Raw genomic sequence first — 18,465 nt, forward strand, 5'->3', positions numbered from 1 at the left:
GTAGACCTCGCTTTTTTCTTTAAGGATTAAATGTTTTTTACTTCTAAGCCCGCTAGTTGATGCCAATAGCCATTGCATTGGCGGCTTTCGAGCTTTTCAGGATTATCGCCGTATTCGTTTGAGCGAAAACGCTCTAACTCTGAAAAAGTGTCGATACCAAGAGGGCTTAACCGGACCACATCAACCAGCCCTTTCATAGTAGGTAAGTCATTGATGAGGTTGTAGCAATACCCTGACTGTGTTTGAATGCCGTTAAGGTTAAAGACTTCTTGCCCTTCTTGGCTTCTGACCTGGATACCCGTAGGGTATTTGATACAGCAGGTTTCGCAATCGTCTTTCGCTCGGTTTTCAGCTCGGGCTGTGAAACAGCGAGCGGAATACGCTAAAGGCAAATAACCGTGGCTAAATACCTCAACTTCAAACTTGTTACGAATACCAAGCTCGTCACACTGAACTAAAGTATCGTTTAACCATTCGCGAGATAGCTCGACAGGCATGCACCAACGCATCATACCTTGTTTCAAAAATAAGTTGAGCGTGTGTGCGTTATAAGTATTGATTGCAGGGCCAACGACGAAAGGCACTTTATGCTCTGATGCCAATTGAACAGCAGATACGTCATTTGCTTCAATCGCGAAGTCACCGTTGTCGATGTACTTCTTCATTATGTTTACTTCACTCGGAGCTTCTAGTAGTGCCATTGTTGATAGCACCACTTGCTTGCCAGATGCAGACAGCTCTTTTGCGATTTCAAGCCAATGCGAAGGCTTCATTTCTCGACGTTTTGAACATACGGTTTCCCCAAGATAGATGATGTCCGCGGAGCTTGATTTCGCTTGTTCATAAAACGCTTCGATATCTTGTTTTGGCCAGAAGTACAACAGCGTACCAAGCGCGTATTTCATTGAATTATCCATCTTAACCTCTACTGCCATTTGCGGTGATAAGCACCAAGTGTGGTCTGCGTACCTTCAGACACGTTTGCCAATGCGGCATCCCAAGCCGCTTCGACTTGATAAGCTTCTGGGTTTGCTTGGTAACGGTCAATCGCGGCTCGCCATGTTCGAGTGACTTGTTCTACGTAAGCTGGGCTACGTTGGCGACCTTCAATTTTTACAGACGCCACATTTGCAGCAAATAGTTCTGGCAGCATAGAGAGGGTGTTCAAACTGGTTGGTTCTTCCAGTGCGTGGTAGCGTTTTTTCTCGCCTTCGATTTCTGCTTCGAAACGACCTTTACACAAGGTAGGGTAGCCCGCATTTTCACCGGCGCTGTAGCGATCGATCAAAATGTCGTTAAGGCGGGATTCCAGACCATTTTCTGTTTCTTGCCAGCGAACGTACTTAGCTGGAGAGCATGCTCCCACAGTGTTTGGAGACTCGCCTGTCATATATGACGATAGGTAGCAGCGACCTTCAGACATGATGCAAAGGCTACCAAAAGCAAAGACTTCTAACTCGACATCGCTAGTGATGTTGCGTGAAAGCTGTTTGACCTGATGAATCGATAAAACGCGAGGTAATACTACCCGTTTTACGTTGAAGTTTTGTTTGTAAAAATCAATGGCTGCGACGTTGGTCGCTGATGCTTGCACTGAAAGGTGTAGTTCTAGATCGGGATATTTGCGAGCCGCGTACTCCAGCACTGCAATGTCTGCAACAATCAGCGCGTCTACACCCAGTGCCGCTGCATTGTCTACTGCGTTCGTCCAGCGCTCGAAGCCATTGGGATGAGCGAAGGTATTCAACGCGACATGAATTTTTTTATTGCGGTCATGAACGTATTGCACCGCTTTTTCTAACTTTTTGCCGTTAAAGTTGAGGCCAGCAAAGTGACGGGCGTTGGTATCATCTTTGAAACCAATGTAGACGGCATCGGCACCGCAATCAATCGCAGTTTTTAACGCAGGCAGGTTACCCGCGGGACACAAGAGTTCCATATGCTCACAATCATTGAGAATAAAAAGGTGTCCGCATTTTATGAAGAATTATGAATAGCGAAATTGACCTAAGTTAGGTTTAGCTCAATAAAGTCGATATTTACCCCTTGCGAGTAAGGGTATCGGGTCGGGGTTAGTTCTTGTGACGACGATTCTGTACAAACAGCTCTTCAATTTCATGTTTTGGCTGCGGGCGATAAAAATGGAATCCTTGAATCGCATTACATTGAAGGTTAGAGAGCAGGGTCGCTTGCTGGTGGGTTTCCACCCCCTCGGCAACGACAGTTAAGTCGAGCGACTTACCCAGATTAATGATGTTTTCAATCACAGTGACTTGTTTCGGTAGTGTGTCGATATCATTAATAAAAGCGCGGTCGATTTTTAGCTCGTCAATAGGAAAACGCGCTAAGTAGGAAAGAGAAGAGTAGCCGGTACCAAAGTCATCGATAGAGAGAGCGAAGCCAAGCTTTTTAATCGCATTCAACATTTGCAGTGTATGTTCGCTATCACTCATCACGGCACTTTCGGTTAGCTCGAAGGTAATGCAGCTTGGATCAAGCTCGGTAGTGCGAAGCAGCTTTTCCATAAAGTCGATCAGCTGTGGGTTGCCAAATTGCTCGGGAGAGAGGTTGATGGCGACACGGCCTGGCAGTATGCCTTGTTGCTTCCAACGTTTTACCGTATTGAAAACATCACGCATCACGACACGTCCAAGGTGTTCTATTAACCCAGCGCGCTCGGCGACAGGAATGAATGAGCCAGGACTAATGTACCCTTCGACTGGATGCTTCCAACGAACGAGCGCTTCTGCGCCGTTGATACTGAAGTCTCGCGCGTTAACCTTAGGTTGATACCACACTTCCAAACCGTTCTGCTGCAATGCTTTTTGCAGTTCAATTTCAAGCCACAAACGCATACGCGCTTCTTTGTTCATTTGATCGTTAAATTTGATCAGACGATTTCTACCACGATCTTTGGCTTCATACATCGCAGTATCGGCATTTTGGAGTAGGATTCGCGCATCTTGTCCGTCTTCAGGGTATCGAACGCTACCAATTGAACAGGCAAGGCGTTTACTGAAGTGGTGCAAGTCGAAAGGTTGGTTGATCAACGAGATAATGCGATCGGACAAAATTTCAGCCATGCGGGTATTTTCTGGCTCCGGCAGAATGACGCCAAACTCATCGCCACCCAAATGACCAATAATCGCTTGGTTTGGTAGTAACCGTTTAAGACGGGCCGATACCTCTTGAATCACTTTATCGCCAATATGGTGACCAAGTGAGTCATTAATGTTTTTGAAGTTATCGATATCCAAATAGAACACCAGAAGCGGTGTTTGCTTTTTGATCAGCTGTTCCAAACGTTTGGTGAAGCCAAAGCGGTTGTAGAGTTTGGTGAGCGAGTCAATGTGTATGTCTTCATTCGATGCAGAAGACAGGTTTTTGGGCGCATCATCAGCATCTTGGATTAGGATAATTTGAGATTCGCTACCTAATATCGCCGTGGAATCCGCGTGTAGCTGAACTTTCCGTTCAAAGCCGCATCTTGCGCTGGTTAAGCAGACAAAAGGTTTGTCAGAAATTAATGTACTCAATCGATGACTAAATACCTTTTTACTGTTTTCATCGATGAATAAACGACTTAGCTCTTCGCCCAACAATTCATGAGGAGAGTTAAGTCCGAGAAGGCGCGCTGATGCGGGGTTCGCAGAGATGACAATATCATCTTCGATAAGCAGTAAGCCGTCTGGTAGCAGTTGTGTTAACTTCGCAAACTTACTTTCGGACTCTTCTAAGGAGCGAACGAGTATCTGCTTTTCTGAAGTATCGACAGCGTGAAAAACAACAAAGCGAATGTCGTTACCTTCAAAAACTGGCGAAAGACTAAAGTGAAGACTGGTTTCAAGGTCGGTTTCATCGAGCGTGATTTCGGCTTCGACATGTGCCCCTTTGAACGCGCGCTGATAGTATGGTGCAAGCTTCTTATAAAACTGTTCACCCAGCACTTGGCAATCGTTTAAGCCGACGATTTCCTCATGACTTAAACCTGCGATATCGCAGTAACGGTCACTTACCATTCGATAATTGTGTTTTTTATCAAGAATGGCAAAGAAGAAAGGGCTATTTGAGGTTAGCGTGGCAAACCAATGTTTTAATTGCTGGGAAGGCATTAGGGTATTACCGATCTCCAATGAGCCAGATTATTCGTCCGTGTATAAAAAGCGACACCCTGATAAGCCTGCGGCGATCTACCACCAAGCCAAAGTGTTACTTGCCATTAAAGGGCTCGCGGTTTTAGCTGTGCAGTCGACAATCACATGGATACGCTCAGATAACTATAACTTTGAAAATACGGTTGTAAAAGTGTTTATCCACCTGTTCGCATCAATAATACACGTAAGTTCAAAAAAAGAAGCGTTAGTGAGCAATAAACCACCAATCTAAAATAAGCACTTTATTGATACATAACAGTAATCTCATCGCCACGATTGCTTAATATAAGCAACCTAATGACAAAGTAACGGATAATGAACGTGTTAAACAAGATTCGCAGTCAACTAGTAAAGAACGCAGCTAATATTTTGCGTTCTCCAGTCCAGTTATTACCACAGCCAATTCAGCAAAAAGCGTTGCTAGAAGGGCTAAAAATGGTGTTTAAAGAAGCCTTGGAAGATGGTGACTTTGAGTTCCTTGAAGACAAGTGGTTAAAAGTTGCGATTAAAGACTTGAACTTAGCATGGTACATCAGCTATCAAGACGAAAAATTGGTGGTAGCTGAAAAACCAGTTCAGGAAGATGTGAGTTTTAGTGGTAATCTAAACGACCTAGTACTGATTGCTGGTCGTAAAGAAGACCCTGACACACTGTTCTTCCAACGTCGCCTTTCAATTGAAGGTGATACTGAGCTTGGCTTAGAAGTGAAAAACTTAATGGACAGTGTCGACTTAGAGCAGTTACCGAAAGCAATGCAAGTCGCTTTGAATCAATTGGCTGATTTTGTTCAGAAAGGAGTTCAAGCGCCTGCACAACCAACCGGAGTAGCGAATGCTTATTCGAACTGAAGCCCCAGCGGACATTCTTACCATTGACCGCTTATTGAAACACGCCTTCCCGACGGAAGCTGAAGCTGAGCTTGTGATGCGTTTGCGCGAAAACAGCAAATTCACGCTTTCCTTAGTCGCGTGTACAGATGAGGGAGAGGTGATAGGCCATGCTTTATTTAGCCCTGTGACCTTAAATGGTGAAGATTTGTCATGGCAAGGGCTAGCGCCATTAGCTGTTCATGAAGATTACCGTCGCCAAGGCATCGCTGCAGAGTTGATCAAAGAAGGTTTTGATTCACTGCGTGATTTTGGTTACCCAGTGTGTGTGGTGTTGGGCGATCCTGATTATTACGCGCGCCAGGGTTTTCAATCATGCGACGAGATGGGCTTTGAATGTGCTTGGGATGTCCCTAAAGGTGCATTTCGAGTCGCAGAGTTGGTCGAAGGTCAATGTGCTGGACGCTCCGGACGCATAGACTATGCGCCAGAGTTCTCTGAACTGTAAATGAAAGAAGCCCACGACTAAGTGGGCTTCTTTCTTATTCACTGAAAACTGAGATAGGGAGGTTAGGATGACTGGTTACTTTTCTTTTTGCCCCAGACCTCTATTTTCGCTTTTTTACTTACCCCTAGCAGGCTAAGTTTTGTGCTTCCCCAGCTACTGTAAGTCATTTCAATCCGTTTTAGCTTGGCTTCTTTTGTACCTGGAAGGCTCCAGGCACGAGTCGACAATCCGCTTGTTAGTACGCCCATAGAGGAAAGCTTTTTCTCACTACCATCTGTCATGACGACTTTTAAACCATTCATGTCTACCGTTCCTTGCACACATTTTAGTTTTATTTTACTGAAGCTTCGGTTTCGGAATAGGCTATTTGGTGTCACGGTATCTGTTTCTGTGTGAAAGTTAACGGTTTTCGTTGCAATCAGCTCCCACTCATCGCTGTTATTAGCAAAAACACTCATGCTGGTGGCGGCTACCAGTGTGCAAAGTAGTAGCGTATTTAAGAATTTCATAATGTACCTTATATGTCATACCCAATGTGTGGCCGTTGGCAAAACGCTATGTTAAGGAATATCCAAATCATCTCATTGTGTTCAGGTGTTCCTTGAAGTCCTTTAGGTATAATCGCGATAATTTGATAGGATTGCCCTCGTTCAAATAGGTGACGGAAAATGTCAATTAACGAGAAACAGTATTTACGTGAAATGGGGATCAGCACATGGGAGCTGGTACACCCTGAAAGACTGGAAGGCTATCAATCGCCATTATTGGATTTGCAAAGTTCATGTAAACTCCTATTGGTATCGCCAATATGTCCAGAAAACGAGACGGCATTGATGTTTGAGCGCGTATTAAAAAGCATTAAGCTCACGCTTGATGATGCGCTACACCTAGAGCCTGAGCGCTTATCCATGCTGGGTGAACATCAGCTAGAGTGGGTGTGGTTTGCAGGCTGTGAGGCTGATAAAAGCATCAAGGCAAAGCACCTGACCTCGCCACTATTACAAGATATTGATGGTAATAACGAACAGCGCCGCGCATTGTGGCAACAAATCTGTTCGTACTCTTAACGGAGCTAATGCGTGACAATTGAAATTACGCCGATGCGTGCAGAGCACCTCGACCAAGTTTGGCAAATCGAGCAGCAAGCACATTCTCACCCTTGGGCCGAATCTTTGGTTCGTGACTTATCCAGTCGCGGTGCTTGCCATCATGTGATGCTGGAAGGCTCTCAAGTGGTTGGTTACTTCTATGGACAGAATATTGTTGGAGAAGTGACACTATTAAATATTGCAGTAGCGCCTTCTCAACAGGGCAGAGGGCTAGGGCAAAAATTGCTGGACGCGTTTATTGAACACTGTGAACAAGCCAAAGCAGAGAGTGCTTGGTTAGAAGTGCGTGAAAGTAATCACCCAGCTATCCATATTTATGAGCAAGCAGGTTTTAATGAAGTGGACCGTCGTTACAACTATTACCCAGCTAAATCGGGAAATGGTAAGGAAGACGCCATTATCATGAGTTACTTATTTTTGAGTTAGTTTTAGGCCGTTACTAATTACCTCATCAACACTTATGCTTTAAATGCGTATCCGGATTCGAGGCTTTTGAATATGTAATAATAATTTTTTGAATTTTTACATCTCTTTGTGTGGAGCTGGCTTTCCCTCGTTAGTTGCAGGTAAAGGCTGGTGAGCCGAGTAAATTCAGTTCATGTCTTTCCAGTTTGCTAGCACAGCGATAATAAGCGAGAATACCGCACAATATCGAATAGTAGATATGCTTGCCTATTTTGTGAGCATGAAAGTAATTTAGAAGATTAACTAATGTCAAATCCCCTTTTTTTAGGCGAAGTGTCTAAGCGCAGAACGTTCGCTATTATTTCTCACCCGGATGCGGGTAAAACCACCATTACTGAAAAAGTCCTTTTATTCGGAAACGCGATCCAAAAAGCAGGTACGGTTAAAGGTCGTGGTAACGCACAGCACGCAAAATCAGACTGGATGGAAATGGAAAAAGAACGTGGTATCTCGGTAACCACTTCTGTAATGCAGTTCCCTTACAATGACTGTCTGGTAAACCTACTTGATACGCCTGGACACGAAGACTTCTCGGAAGATACATACCGTACGTTAACGGCAGTAGACTCGTGTTTGATGGTTATCGATGCGGCGAAAGGTGTCGAGGATCGTACACGTAAGCTGATGGAAGTAACGCGTCTGCGTGACACGCCAATCGTAACCTTCATGAACAAACTTGACCGTGACGTTCGTGATCCAATGGAAGTATTGGACGAGGTAGAAAACGAGTTGGGCATGATGTGTGCACCAATTACATGGCCAATCGGCTGTGGTAAAGAATTTAAAGGTGTGTACCACATTCACCGTGATGAAACGATTTTATACGAATCAGGTCACGGTCATGAGATTCAAGAAGTTCGAATCATCAAAGGTCTCGATAACCCAGAGCTTGATGAAAAAGTTGGTGCAGGCCTTGCGGAAAGTGTTCGAGAAGAGCTTGAGCTTGTCATGGGTGCTTGCCCTGAGTTTGATTTGGAAATGTTCCTAACCGGTGATCTTACGCCAGTTTACTTCGGTACTGCATTAGGTAACTTTGGTGTGGATCATATGCTAGACGGTCTAACTGAATGGGCTCCAGCGCCGAAAACTCGTCAAGCGGTTGAACGTGAAGTTGAAGCGACTGAAGAGAAGTTCTCTGGTTTCGTATTTAAGATCCAAGCGAATATGGACCCAAAACACCGCGACCGTATCGCATTCATGCGTATTGTATCGGGCACTTACACGCAAGGTATGAAGATGAACCACGTTCGTCTTGGCAAGCAAGTGAGTATCTCTGATGCAGTAACCTTTATGGCTGGTGACCGTGCACGTGCAGAACACGCTTACGCCGGTGACATCATTGGTCTACATAACCACGGCACTATTCAGATTGGTGATACCTTTACTCAAGGTGAATCACTGAAGTTCTCTGGTATTCCGAACTTCGCTCCGGAATTATTCCGTCGTATTCGCCTGAAAGATCCACTAAAGCAGAAGCAGCTTCTCAAAGGTTTGGTTCAGCTATCAGAAGAAGGTGCGGTACAGGTATTCCGTCCTCTACAGAACAACGATCTGATCGTTGGTGCCGTTGGTGTACTTCAGTTTGATGTTGTTGTGGCTCGTTTGAAGTCTGAGTATAACGTTGAAGCGATTTATGAAGGCATTAACGTTGCAACTGCGCGTTGGGTTGAGTGTGGTGATGCGAAGAAACTGGATGAGTTCCAACGCAAGAATCAAGCGAACTTAGCATTGGATGGTGGTGATAACCTAACGTATATCGCTCCAACAATGGTTAACTTAAACTTAGCGAAAGAGCGTTTCCCTGACGTTGATTTCCGTGCGACGCGTGAGCACTAATTTGGCGCGGTTAGGGTAAGCCGTAACGCAAACTAGATTTTAAAACGCCCTTGGCTATAAACTTAGCCAAGGGCGTTTTTATATAAGGATAAGATATGAATTGGTTTAAACGTGGGCTAAAGCGTTACGACAACTGGTGTAAAGAGATGGGGCTAACTCCCGATCAGAAACGCAGTTGTGTCCCATATCGAAAAGACCCTGCCCATCAAACTGAAGAGAAGAGTGAAGCCCAACGATCTCCTGATTTTCTGCCCGCAGATACAGATAAAAAGCGTCAAGATGAAGCTCTTTGATACGCACTGCCACTTTGATTTTGATGTGTTTCAAGATGACTTTGCGCATCAACTTGAGCTTGCTCAAACGCAAGGCGTCGCAAGAATTTTGATTCCTTCCGTCGGTCCGCAAAACTGGGCTCGTATTCAAACTTTGGCAGAGCAACATGCCAATTTGTATTATGCGCTCGGCTTTCATCCGTATTTTCTTGAAGATAACTTTGAGCTGCACCTTACAGAACTAGAAGGCTATCTAAATCAAAAAGGGCCACAGTGCGTGGCAATAGGAGAGTGTGGTTTAGATTTTGCCATTGATGTTGACCCACAGTTGCAAGAAAAGACACTTGAAGTTCAATTTGAGCTGGCTAGACGCTTCGAGCTCCCAGTTATTTTACATAGCCGAAAAGCGCACAATCGCCTCATTCAAATGGTGAAAGCGGCGAATCTCCCTAGAGGAGGTGTGCTACACGCTTTTTCTGGGAGTTATCAGCAAGCCATGGAGTGGGTCAAATTAGGTTTTTTTATCGGTGTAGGAGGAACGATTACCTACCCAAGAGCTAAGAAAACACGCGACGCAATTCAAAAATTACCACTCGAAAACCTAGTAATCGAAACAGACGCACCAGATATGCCTATACTTGGATATCAAGGGGAGTCAAATCACCCAGCCAAACTCATTCACGTCTTTAATGAGCTCGTAGAGTTGCATAACGGCCGAAAGCAATCGATTGCCTCTCAACTGTGGAAAAATAGCAATTTTGCTTTCTCGATATGTGAATAAAATCTAAAGATGTGGTTTGAAATCGAAAACGTTTTCCTGCTTATTGTGAATTAACTCACAAAGCTGGTTGAATCAATCATGAATCTTATAGGAAAGTGTGAGGCTGGCATTACTTTAATTGATTCTGCATGAGTATAATTGCCCCCGCTTTATAGCTCCATTTTGTAACACGCCAATAAATAACTTATAAGGAAGTCATAAACTATGAGCCTGTTTATGAGCCTAATCGGTATGGTAGTGCTTCTTGCGATTGCAGTGGCATTTTCTAACAACCGAAAAGCTATCAACTTTAGAACTGTGGGTGGCGCATTCGCTATCCAATTCGCATTAGGTGCATTTGTTCTGTATGTACCTTGGGGCCGTGATCTACTAAACGGTTTCTCTTCAGGTGTTTCTAACGTTATCAACTACGGTAACGATGGTTCATCATTCCTGTTCGGTGGTCTTGTTTCTGACAAGATGTTCGAAGTATTCGGCGGCGGCGGTTTCATCTTCGCATTCCGTGTTCTTCCTACACTGATCTTCTTCTCTGCACTGATTTCAGTTCTTTACTACATTGGCGTTATGCAATGGGTTATCAAGATTCTTGGTGGCGCACTACAAAAAGCGCTAGGCACTTCTCGTGCGGAATCAATGTCAGCGGCAGCTAACATTTTCGTAGGTCAAACTGAGGCACCTCTAGTTGTTCGCCCATTCGTTCCAAAAATGACTCAATCAGAGCTATTCGCGGTAATGTGTGGTGGTCTAGCTTCTGTTGCTGGTGGTGTACTAGCTGGTTACGCATCTATGGGTGTTCCACTAGAGTACCTAGTTGCGGCATCATTCATGGCAGCACCAGGTGGTCTACTGTTCGCTAAAATCCTTCACCCAGAGACTGACCAGCCTCACGAAAGTATCGAAGAAGCGATGGACGGCGGTGACGACAAACCAGTTAACGTAATCGACGCAGCTGCGGGCGGTGCGGCTTCTGGTCTACAACTTGCGCTTAACGTAGGTGCAATGCTAATCGCATTCGTTGGTCTAATCGCGCTAATCAACGGTATGCTAGGTGGCATCGGTGGTTGGTTCGGCATGCCAGAACTAACACTAGAGCTAATCCTAGGTTACGCGTTCTCTCCACTAGCATTCCTAATCGGTGTTCCATGGGCAGAAGCTGTAACAGCTGGTTCATTCATCGGTCAGAAAATCGTAGTGAACGAATTCGTTGCTTACTTGAACTTCACACCATATCTAGGTGAAAACGCTCAAGTAATCGCGGCAACTGGTGAAGTAATGTCTGAGAAGACAACAGCTATCATCTCATTCGCACTATGTGGTTTCGCGAACCTTTCTTCTATCGCGATTCTACTTGGTGGTCTAGGTAGCCTTGCACCAAACCGTCGTAGTGACATCGCTCGCATGGGTGTTAAAGCAGTTCTTGCAGGTACGTTGTCTAACCTTATGGCAGCGACAATTGCAGGCTTCTGCTTAAGCCTTGCAGCACTATAATTAGAATCGGTTCTTAATATATAGACGCCGTTTTACATCATGCCCTGTAGCAAGAGATTGCTGCGGGGCATTTTTCGTTTTTCGGGCTCCAAAATTTCATCGGGTGTTTGCCTTAGTCGAGGTATTACGCAGTCAATGGAATAGGGGCTAGGAAATTTTGAGATACAAACCGTTTGCGCTCTATTTGGTGCTACAGTTTTGCGGTGAAACTCTATAATGTATTAATCACAGGATAGTGGTTAAGCTTGATTCTTAATCACGTAATGAATATTACATAATCGATGGGCAAATGAATTGCCCTGCAATATCAGATCTAATAGGCGTTTTGCTTTGTGATGTGATATTAAAGACACCGCAATCATAGATTGTTGTGCCATAGGCCAAACTGGTACTGTGCGGTGACAAGGATAGCAATTGGCATATGATAAATTTTCGCTGTATATGCCGAGTCTTCAGGGAACCAAGTCCGTTCATTAATAGACTGTTTAGCCATTTACTCACATTGTCTCGACTTGTTGATTATAGTTAAAGACGTGATGTAAGGCTGAGTAGTGAATTTTTTGAATATTGATCGGAGATAGAAATGAGCGATTTAAAAGCAGCAGCGCTACGTGCACTTAAACTTATGGACCTAACTACGTTGAATGACGATGACACTGATGCAAAAGTGATCTCACTATGTCATGACGCGAAAACAGCAGTAGGCAACACAGCTGCAATTTGTATTTACCCTCGCTTTATTCCTATTGCTAAGAAGACACTTCGTGAGCAAGGTACGCCAGAGGTTCGTATTGCAACAGTAACGAACTTCCCACATGGTAACGACGACATTGAAATCGCAGTTGCTGAAACAAAAGCGGCGGTTGCTTACGGTGCAGACGAAGTTGACGTAGTTTTTCCTTACCGCGCGCTAATGGCGGGTGATGAGAAAGTAGGCTTCGAACTAGTTAAGCAATGTAAAGAAGCTTGTGGTGACATTCTTCTTAAAGTGATCATCGAAACAGGTGAACTAAAAGAAGAAGCACTAATCAAGAAAGCATCTCAAATCTGTATTGAAGCAGGTGCTGACTTCATTAAAACTTCAACTGGTAAAGTGCCAGTAAACGCAACACCAGAATACGCTCGCATGATGCTTGAAGTTATTCGCGACATGGGTGTTGCAGAAACTGTTGGTTTCAAACCAGCAGGTGGTGTGCGCACTGCTGAAGACGCAGCAGCATACCTAGCAATGGCTGACGAAATCCTAGGTGACAACTGGGTTGATGCTCGTCACTACCGTTTTGGTGCGTCTAGCCTGCTAACCAACCTACTAAATACATTAGAAGTATCGGACGACGTCGCTGATCCAACAGCGTACTAATTCCAATAATGCGTCTGAACGGTAGCACCTAAACGGGTGCTACCAAACCTCTTCTATCCTACTACAACCATGGCTCAAAAGAGCTTGGGAGGCACTAATGTATTTACCACAAGAAATCATTCGTAAAAAACGTGACGGCGAAGTCCTAACCGCCGATGAAATCAACTTCTTTATTCAAGGCGTAGCGAACAACACGGTATCTGAAGGTCAGATTGCGGCGTTTGCTATGACGATTTTCTTTAATGAAATGACCATGGATGAGCGCATCGCCTTAACGTGTGCAATGCGTGATTCGGGCATGGTTATCGACTGGAGCCACATGAATTTCGGTGGTCCAATTGTCGACAAACACTCAACCGGTGGTGTGGGTGACGTAACTTCTTTAATGCTTGGCCCAATGGTGGCAGCGTGTGGCGGTTTCGTACCTATGATCTCTGGCCGCGGTCTTGGTCATACAGGCGGTACGCTGGATAAACTTGAATCTATTCCTGGTTACAACATTACGCCGAGCAACGATGTTTTTGGTCAAGTAACCAAAGACGCTGGTGTGGCGATCATCGGTCAAACTGGTGACCTTGCTCCTGCGGATAAGCGTGTTTACGCGACTCGTGATATTACCGCAACGGTAGACAATATCTCCCTGATTACGGCGTCGATCCTTTCTAAGAAACTGGCGGCGGGTCTGGAATCGCTAGTGATGGACGTAAAAGTGGGTTCAGGTGCATTTATGCCAACTTACGAAGCGTCTGAAGAGCTAGCAAAATCAATCGTTGCGGTAGCAAACGGTGCTGGCACTAAGACTACGGCAATTCTTACGGACATGAATCAAGTATTGGCGTCTTCAGCGGGTAACGCGGTAGAAGTTCGTGAAGCGGTTCGTTTCTTAACAGGTGAATACCGTAACCCTCGTCTACTTGAAGTGACCATGTCTTCATGTGCTGAAATGTTAGTACTTGGCAAGCTTGCTGAGAACACAGAAGACGCACGCGCAAAACTGATGGAAGTGCTGGATAACGGCAAAGCAGCTGAGTGCTTCGGCAAGATGGTTGCTGGCTTAGGCGGCCCTGCGGACTTCGTAGAAAACTACGACAACTACTTAGAAAAAGCAGAAATCATCAAGCCAGTTTACGCAACAGAAACGGGCATTGTCTCTGCAATGGATACACGTGCTATCGGCATGGCTGTGGTTGCTATGGGTGGTGGTCGTCGAGTCGCTACTGATGAAATCGACTACGCAGTTGGTTTCGACGAGTTCATCCGCCTAGGTGAGGTCGCAGACAGTGATAAACCTCTTGCGGTCATCCACGCTCGCACTGAAGAGCAATGGGAAGAAGCGGCAAAAGCACTGCGCAGTGCAATCAAAGTAGGTGGTGAATACACACCAACTCCAGAGGTTTACCGCCAAATTCGTGCAGAAGATATCTAATAGAACAAGTAATTACACAAGGCCTACTCAACCATAATAAAAAGCCGAGTGGGCCTAAGGAACGAGCAATGAAAAGAGCATTTATTTTAGTACTAGACTCATTCGGTATCGGTGCAACTGCCGACGCTAAAGAATTTGGTGATGTAGGTTCAGACACACTAGGTCACATCGCTGACCAATGTGAAAAAGGCTTAGCAGATAACGACAATCGCCAAGGTGCACTTCGCCTTCCAAATCTATCGAAACTTGGTTTGGCAATGGCGCATAAAGAATCGACAGGTCGCTTCGCACCTGGACTAGACACAGACGCTGAAATCATTGGTGCATACGGTCATGCAGCAGAGCTTTCTTCAGGTAAAGACACGCCGTCTGGTCACTGGGAAATCGCAGGTGTTCCTGTTCTGTTTGACTGGGGTTACTTCACTGACAAAGCAAACAGCTTCCCGAAAGAATTGACTGACCGCATTCTTGAGCGTGCGGGGCTTGACGGTTTCCTAGGTAACTGTCACGCGTCTGGTACTCAAGTTCTTGACGATCTTGGTGAAGAGCACATGAAGACTGGCAAACCAATCTTCTACACGTCTGCTGACTCTGTATTCCAAATCGCATGTCACGAAGAGACTTTCGGTCTAGACCGTCTACTAGAGCTTTGCCAAATCGCACGTGAAGAGCTAGAAGATTACAACATTGGTCGTGTTATCGCGCGCCCATTCGTTGGTGCTGGTAAAGGTCAATTTGAGCGTACAGGTAATCGTCGTGATCTTTCTGTAGAGCCACCATCAGCAACGGTTCTTCAGAAGCTCGTTGATGAGAAGCAAGGCAACGTGGTTTCTATTGGTAAGATTGCTGATATCTACGCAAACTGCGGCATCACTAAGAAAGTGAAAGCGACAGGTATCCCTGCATTGTTCGAAGCAACGCTAGAGCAAATCAAAGAAGCGGGCGACAACACGATCGTATTCACTAACTTTGTAGACTTCGACTCAGCTTACGGTCACCGTCGTGACGTAGCGGGTTACGCAGCGGCACTTGAGTACTTCGATGGTCGTATCAACGAAGTGCTAGAGATTATGGAAGAAGACGATGTGCTTATCCTAACGGCAGACCACGGCTGTGACCCAACATGGCCAGGCACTGACCATACTCGTGAGCACATCCCAGTATTGGTTTATGGTCAAAAAGTACCAGCTGGTTCTCTTGGCCGCCGCGAAACATTCGCAGATATCGGTCAAACATTGGCAAGTTACTTCGGTACTTCTCCAATGGATTACGGTAAGAACTTCCTATAATTAGTTAGGTTTTTGAAAACTAGGAGCTTGATTGCTCCTAGTTTTATGTTTGCAGTATGTAAATGCTGCTTGTCGGAAATGAGAATACTCTGGCTTATATCGCCTTAAGCGCGGAGCGCTAGAGAAAGGTTAAGGAAAAGAAAATGGCAACTCCACATATCAATGCTGAAATGGGTGCATTTGCAGACGTCGTACTGATGCCTGGTGATCCACTACGTGCAAAATACATCGCAGAGACTTTCCTTGAAGATGTCGTTCAAGTGTGTGACGTTCGTAATATGTTTGGTTACACAGGTACATACAAAGGCCGTAAGATCTCGGTAATGGGCCACGGTATGGGTATCCCATCATGCTCGATTTACGCGACTGAACTAATCAAAGACTTCGGCGTGAAGAAAATCATCCGTGTTGGCAGCTGTGGCGCAGTGAATGAAGACATCAAAGTGCGTGATGTTGTGATCGGCATGGGTGCATGTACTGACTCTAAAGTGAACCGTATCCGCTTTAAAGGTCATGACTTCGCGGCAATCGCAGACTACAACATGGTTCGTGCGGCAGAAGACGCTGCAAAAGCTCGCGGTATTGACGTTAAAGTTGGTAACCTATTCTCAGCAGAGCTTTTCTACACGCCAGATCCAGAAATGTTCGATGTAATGGACAAGTACGGCATTGTTGGTGTTGAAATGGAAGCGGCTGGTATTTACGGTGTTGCGGCAGAATACGGTGCAAAAGCTCTGACAATCTGTACGGTTTCTGATCATATCAAGACTGGCGAACAGACTACATCTGACGAGCGTCAAACGACATTCAACGACATGATGCTAATCGCACTAGATTCAGTATTGCTTGGTGACGAAGAGTAAGCGACGAAGAGTCATTCTATTTTTCGCTCTCAAGAGCTAAAAAAACAGCCCGCACATTACGGGCTGTTTTTATATGAGTTGTTAGCGCTACCTAGTTACTTGGTTAGCAGCAGGTTTGGCGCTTTTTTACGACGTATCGGTTGTCGACGTAAAATCAAGATGAACAACATACCACAGACAAAGCTCATTAAGACCATCATGTACATATAACGATCGCTCTTGCGATAGTGGTGGTCAGAAATAGCCGTCACCCGGCCCGTCTCAAAGGTCACGCGAACAAAACCGATAAGCGCACCATCTGCAAAAACTGGTTCAACCAACTGCTGGCGACCAATGGAAGCTGTTGCCAAAGGCGTATCCAGGCCAAGAACTTCGCGTACCGATAATGCCTCTTCACTAGACGCTAAACGTACACCCTGTGCATCGTAGATTGTTGCATCAAACACTAAACGGTCTTGTGCTAGCTGGTTTGTTAGCTGAAGTAATCGTTCTTGATCTTTAGTTAAAATCATCTCACTGGCAGAAAGAGACGCCTGTGAAATCAAAACTTTGGTGAGTGTTTCAAGCTGTTGTGCTTGAATTTTCTCATTACCCTTACTGATCACAACACTGTTTTTTATTGTGATAAACAACATCACACACAGTAGGATTAGTGCCAGAATTCTTAGGGCATTCCTTACTGAGAACAAAGATTCACTCATGCTCTTTACTCATCCATTTAAAATAAAACAAAGACTTGCCTTTTTAGTTTGTTGAGGTAACGTTTTAGCAAAGTCATAAGGGATTATATACATGGACGCGTCAAAAAGCTTGCCTATCAGAAAACATACGACACTTTTAAAACGATTACCCGAGACTCGATTTGCCTCCCAATTAGATAAAGCAAAAGCAAACTGGATCGTATTTGCTGAGTACCTTTCGCCAAGTCACTTCGAAGACATTGATTTCTTCACCGGCTTTTACAACCCGATACTAGAAACGTGGAAAGTTGGCCAATATGAAGTAGCCCTGATGGCCGGAGAGTTGACTCCTCAACATGAAACGATCTTACAAAGTCTCAACCTAGATTACGCCTCGCTTAATGAAGTGCCCGATCTATCAACCCAAGGGTTGATTGTATTTGATATGGATTCAACGGCGATCCAGATAGAGTGTATTGATGAAATCGCGAAACTGGCAGGAGTAGGGGATGAGGTCGCTGAAGTCACTGAACGTGCCATGCAAGGTGAGCTGGATTTTGAGCAAAGTTTACGTCAGCGAGTTGGTAAGCTCAAAGGTGCCGATGAATCAATTCTTGAACAAGTTCGTTCCCAGTTACCATTCATGCCGGACTTTGAAGCGCTAATTGCGACGTTGAAAGCCTTGGGCTGGAAAACAGCGATTGCTTCCGGTGGTTTTACTTACTTCTCTGATTACATCAAAGATAAAGTCGACTTAGATTTTGCTCGCTCCAATCAATTAGAAATTATTGACGGCAAACTCACGGGTAACGTACTTGGTGATGTGGTAACGGCGCAGATGAAGTCTGACATTCTAGTGGAACTGGCGGATGAATATGAAATTGAGCAGCACAACACGGTTGCTGTCGGTGATGGCGCTAATGATCTTGTGATGATGTCGGTGGCAGGATTAGGGATTGCGTATCACGCAAAACCAAAAGTGGAAGCTCAAGCGCAATCTGCGATTCGCTTTGCTGGGTTGGGCGGTGTGCTCTGTATTTTATCTGGCGCATTGGTGAAGCAGCAAAAGGTTAGCTGGAAAGCTAAACCTTAACCATCCATTCAAAAACACCGCCAGAAAGGCGGTGTTTTTTTTCAATTTGGTATGACTTTGAATTTACTCGGTTAACTCCAATCTAATTACAACCTCTTCAGTAATGTCTTCAAATTCACTGTAACCAACGAGCGCCGTCAACTCTTTTTCTAACTTGCTCGCTTGATGTACACCAAATTGGGTTAAGTCACTTAAATCTTGTTGCAGTAATGATGTCATCGGATCGAAAATTGGTGCAGTAGAAAGGCGAAGCACGTAAAAGTCACCCATCATTCGCGCTTTCTTTATAAATTGAATCCGCTCTTTTACGCTG

General features: G+C 45.0%; 19 protein-coding genes and 1 pseudogene. 13 read left to right on the top strand and 7 right to left on the bottom strand.

The genetic code is table 11. The features are described 5' to 3' along the window. Positions 1-26: 26 nt before the first annotated feature. From IQR33_RS01120 to IQR33_RS01130, 3 genes are all read right to left on the bottom strand, one after another. The gene (locus IQR33_RS01120; RefSeq protein ID WP_193843442.1) at positions 27-905 is read right to left on the bottom strand and encodes a U32 family peptidase; all 879 of its coding nucleotides are present in this window, start codon (positions 903-905) and stop codon (positions 27-29) included. Between the two features lie 20 nt (positions 906-925). Next, positions 926-1,939: a ubiquinone anaerobic biosynthesis protein UbiU gene (gene ubiU, locus IQR33_RS01125; protein WP_005386427.1), complete on the bottom strand. Its 1,014-nt coding sequence runs from the start codon at positions 1,937-1,939 to the stop codon at positions 926-928. Positions 1,940-2,072: 133 nt separating this feature from the next. Continuing rightward, a complete protein-coding gene (locus IQR33_RS01130) occupies positions 2,073-4,112 on the bottom strand; it encodes a bifunctional diguanylate cyclase/phosphodiesterase (protein WP_005380112.1) in 2,040 nt (679 codons plus the stop codon). Positions 4,113-4,475: 363 nt separating this feature from the next. On the opposite strand from IQR33_RS01130, the gene ubiT reads away from it, so the two are divergent. Both ubiT and IQR33_RS01140 read left to right on the top strand, forming a co-directional pair. Next, a complete protein-coding gene (gene ubiT, locus IQR33_RS01135) occupies positions 4,476-5,003 on the top strand; it encodes a ubiquinone anaerobic biosynthesis accessory factor UbiT (RefSeq protein ID WP_005394645.1) in 528 nt (175 codons plus the stop codon). Continuing rightward, the gene (locus IQR33_RS01140; protein ID WP_005380119.1) at positions 4,987-5,490 is read left to right on the top strand and encodes a GNAT family N-acetyltransferase; all 504 of its coding nucleotides are present in this window, start codon (positions 4,987-4,989) and stop codon (positions 5,488-5,490) included. The genes ubiT and IQR33_RS01140 overlap by 17 nt, the downstream gene beginning before the upstream one ends. A gap of 62 nt (positions 5,491-5,552) precedes the next feature. On the opposite strand, the gene IQR33_RS01145 is transcribed toward IQR33_RS01140, so the two are convergent. Continuing rightward, complete coding sequence (locus tag IQR33_RS01145; RefSeq protein WP_017635886.1) at positions 5,553-5,999, bottom strand: hypothetical protein; 447 nt, start codon at positions 5,997-5,999, stop codon at positions 5,553-5,555. A 159-nt stretch (positions 6,000-6,158) separates the two neighbouring features. On the opposite strand from IQR33_RS01145, the gene IQR33_RS01150 reads away from it, so the two are divergent. The 6 genes from IQR33_RS01150 (at position 6,159) to IQR33_RS01175 (ending at position 11,441) form a co-directional block, all read left to right on the top strand. After that, positions 6,159-6,557, top strand: coding sequence for a DNA polymerase III subunit psi (locus tag IQR33_RS01150; protein ID WP_017635885.1), 399 nt, complete (start codon positions 6,159-6,161; stop codon positions 6,555-6,557). Positions 6,558-6,569: 12 nt separating this feature from the next. Further along, a complete protein-coding gene (rimI, locus tag IQR33_RS01155; protein WP_005386430.1) occupies positions 6,570-7,025 on the top strand; it encodes a ribosomal protein S18-alanine N-acetyltransferase in 456 nt (151 codons plus the stop codon). 285 nt (positions 7,026-7,310) lie between these two features. Beyond that, positions 7,311-8,900, top strand: a complete 1,590-nt coding sequence (prfC, locus tag IQR33_RS01160; RefSeq protein WP_005380123.1) for a peptide chain release factor 3 — start codon at positions 7,311-7,313, stop codon at positions 8,898-8,900. Positions 8,901-8,995: 95 nt separating this feature from the next. Beyond that, positions 8,996-9,193, top strand: a complete 198-nt coding sequence (locus tag IQR33_RS01165) for a DUF5363 family protein (RefSeq protein ID WP_017635884.1) — start codon at positions 8,996-8,998, stop codon at positions 9,191-9,193. Then, the gene (locus tag IQR33_RS01170) at positions 9,180-9,953 is read left to right on the top strand and encodes a TatD family hydrolase (protein WP_193838116.1); all 774 of its coding nucleotides are present in this window, start codon (positions 9,180-9,182) and stop codon (positions 9,951-9,953) included. Before IQR33_RS01165 ends, IQR33_RS01170 begins: the two co-directional genes overlap by 14 nt. A 204-nt stretch (positions 9,954-10,157) precedes the next feature. Continuing rightward, positions 10,158-11,441, top strand: coding sequence for a NupC/NupG family nucleoside CNT transporter (locus IQR33_RS01175; protein WP_005380131.1), 1,284 nt, complete (start codon positions 10,158-10,160; stop codon positions 11,439-11,441). Positions 11,442-11,799: 358 nt separating this feature from the next. On the opposite strand, the gene IQR33_RS35125 is transcribed toward IQR33_RS01175, so the two are convergent. Then, the gene (locus tag IQR33_RS35125) at positions 11,800-11,934 is read right to left on the bottom strand and encodes a hypothetical protein (RefSeq protein ID WP_005391675.1); all 135 of its coding nucleotides are present in this window, start codon (positions 11,932-11,934) and stop codon (positions 11,800-11,802) included. Positions 11,935-12,024: 90 nt separating this feature from the next. Between IQR33_RS35125 and deoC the strand changes: the two genes are divergently transcribed. The 4 genes from deoC to deoD all read left to right on the top strand — a co-directional run bounded on the left by deoC (position 12,025) and on the right by deoD (position 16,379). Continuing rightward, complete coding sequence (deoC, locus tag IQR33_RS01180; protein WP_005380133.1) at positions 12,025-12,801, top strand: deoxyribose-phosphate aldolase; 777 nt, start codon at positions 12,025-12,027, stop codon at positions 12,799-12,801. Between the two features lie 97 nt (positions 12,802-12,898). Beyond that, positions 12,899-14,227, top strand: coding sequence for a thymidine phosphorylase (gene deoA / locus IQR33_RS01185; RefSeq protein WP_136976650.1), 1,329 nt, complete (start codon positions 12,899-12,901; stop codon positions 14,225-14,227). 68 nt (positions 14,228-14,295) lie between these two features. Continuing rightward, on the top strand, positions 14,296-15,516 hold the full coding sequence (locus tag IQR33_RS01190; RefSeq protein WP_017635882.1) for a phosphopentomutase: 1,221 nt from the start codon (positions 14,296-14,298) through the stop codon (positions 15,514-15,516). Positions 15,517-15,659: 143 nt separating this feature from the next. After that, a complete protein-coding gene (gene deoD, locus IQR33_RS01195; RefSeq protein ID WP_005380140.1) occupies positions 15,660-16,379 on the top strand; it encodes a purine-nucleoside phosphorylase in 720 nt (239 codons plus the stop codon). Positions 16,380-16,474: 95 nt separating this feature from the next. On the opposite strand, the gene IQR33_RS01200 is transcribed toward deoD, so the two are convergent. Continuing rightward, complete coding sequence (locus tag IQR33_RS01200) at positions 16,475-17,080, bottom strand: YtjB family periplasmic protein (protein WP_005391677.1); 606 nt, start codon at positions 17,078-17,080, stop codon at positions 16,475-16,477. Positions 17,081-17,171: 91 nt separating this feature from the next. On the opposite strand from IQR33_RS01200, the gene serB reads away from it, so the two are divergent. Beyond that, a complete protein-coding gene (serB, locus tag IQR33_RS01205; RefSeq protein ID WP_005386439.1) occupies positions 17,172-18,152 on the top strand; it encodes a phosphoserine phosphatase in 981 nt (326 codons plus the stop codon). A gap of 63 nt (positions 18,153-18,215) precedes the next feature. Here serB and IQR33_RS32010 read toward each other — a convergent pair. Further along, positions 18,216-18,465 (bottom strand): annotated as a pseudogene (locus IQR33_RS32010) (PilZ domain-containing protein); the annotation flags it as partial.

The organism is Vibrio sp. OPT46 (assembly GCF_015163535.1).
GTDB lineage: Bacteria > Pseudomonadota > Gammaproteobacteria > Enterobacterales > Vibrionaceae > Vibrio > Vibrio alginolyticus.

What these genes read in the sequence shown, in the direction of transcription:
- deoA (WP_136976650.1), top strand. Translation starts at nt 12,899, where the DNA reads ATGTATTTACCACAAGAAATCATTCGTAAAAAACGTGACGGCGAAGTC.
- IQR33_RS01130 (WP_005380112.1), bottom strand. Translation starts at nt 4,112, where the DNA reads ATGCCTTCCCAGCAATTAAAACATTGGTTTGCCACGCTAACCTCAAAT.
- IQR33_RS35125 (WP_005391675.1), bottom strand. Translation starts at nt 11,934, where the DNA reads ATGGCTAAACAGTCTATTAATGAACGGACTTGGTTCCCTGAAGACTCG.
- IQR33_RS01145 (WP_017635886.1), bottom strand. Translation starts at nt 5,999, where the DNA reads ATGAAATTCTTAAATACGCTACTACTTTGCACACTGGTAGCCGCCACC.
- IQR33_RS01175 (WP_005380131.1), top strand. Translation starts at nt 10,158, where the DNA reads ATGAGCCTGTTTATGAGCCTAATCGGTATGGTAGTGCTTCTTGCGATT.
- serB (WP_005386439.1), top strand. Translation starts at nt 17,172, where the DNA reads ATGGACGCGTCAAAAAGCTTGCCTATCAGAAAACATACGACACTTTTA.
- IQR33_RS01120 (WP_193843442.1), bottom strand. Translation starts at nt 905, where the DNA reads ATGAAATACGCGCTTGGTACGCTGTTGTACTTCTGGCCAAAACAAGAT.
- deoC (WP_005380133.1), top strand. Translation starts at nt 12,025, where the DNA reads ATGAGCGATTTAAAAGCAGCAGCGCTACGTGCACTTAAACTTATGGAC.
- IQR33_RS01200 (WP_005391677.1), bottom strand. Translation starts at nt 17,080, where the DNA reads ATGAGTGAATCTTTGTTCTCAGTAAGGAATGCCCTAAGAATTCTGGCA.
- deoD (WP_005380140.1), top strand. Translation starts at nt 15,660, where the DNA reads ATGGCAACTCCACATATCAATGCTGAAATGGGTGCATTTGCAGACGTC.
- IQR33_RS01170 (WP_193838116.1), top strand. Translation starts at nt 9,180, where the DNA reads ATGAAGCTCTTTGATACGCACTGCCACTTTGATTTTGATGTGTTTCAA.
- IQR33_RS01165 (WP_017635884.1), top strand. Translation starts at nt 8,996, where the DNA reads ATGAATTGGTTTAAACGTGGGCTAAAGCGTTACGACAACTGGTGTAAA.
- ubiU (WP_005386427.1), bottom strand. Translation starts at nt 1,939, where the DNA reads ATGGAACTCTTGTGTCCCGCGGGTAACCTGCCTGCGTTAAAAACTGCG.
- prfC (WP_005380123.1), top strand. Translation starts at nt 7,311, where the DNA reads ATGTCAAATCCCCTTTTTTTAGGCGAAGTGTCTAAGCGCAGAACGTTC.
- IQR33_RS01190 (WP_017635882.1), top strand. Translation starts at nt 14,296, where the DNA reads ATGAAAAGAGCATTTATTTTAGTACTAGACTCATTCGGTATCGGTGCA.
- IQR33_RS01140 (WP_005380119.1), top strand. Translation starts at nt 4,987, where the DNA reads ATGCTTATTCGAACTGAAGCCCCAGCGGACATTCTTACCATTGACCGC.
- IQR33_RS01150 (WP_017635885.1), top strand. Translation starts at nt 6,159, where the DNA reads ATGTCAATTAACGAGAAACAGTATTTACGTGAAATGGGGATCAGCACA.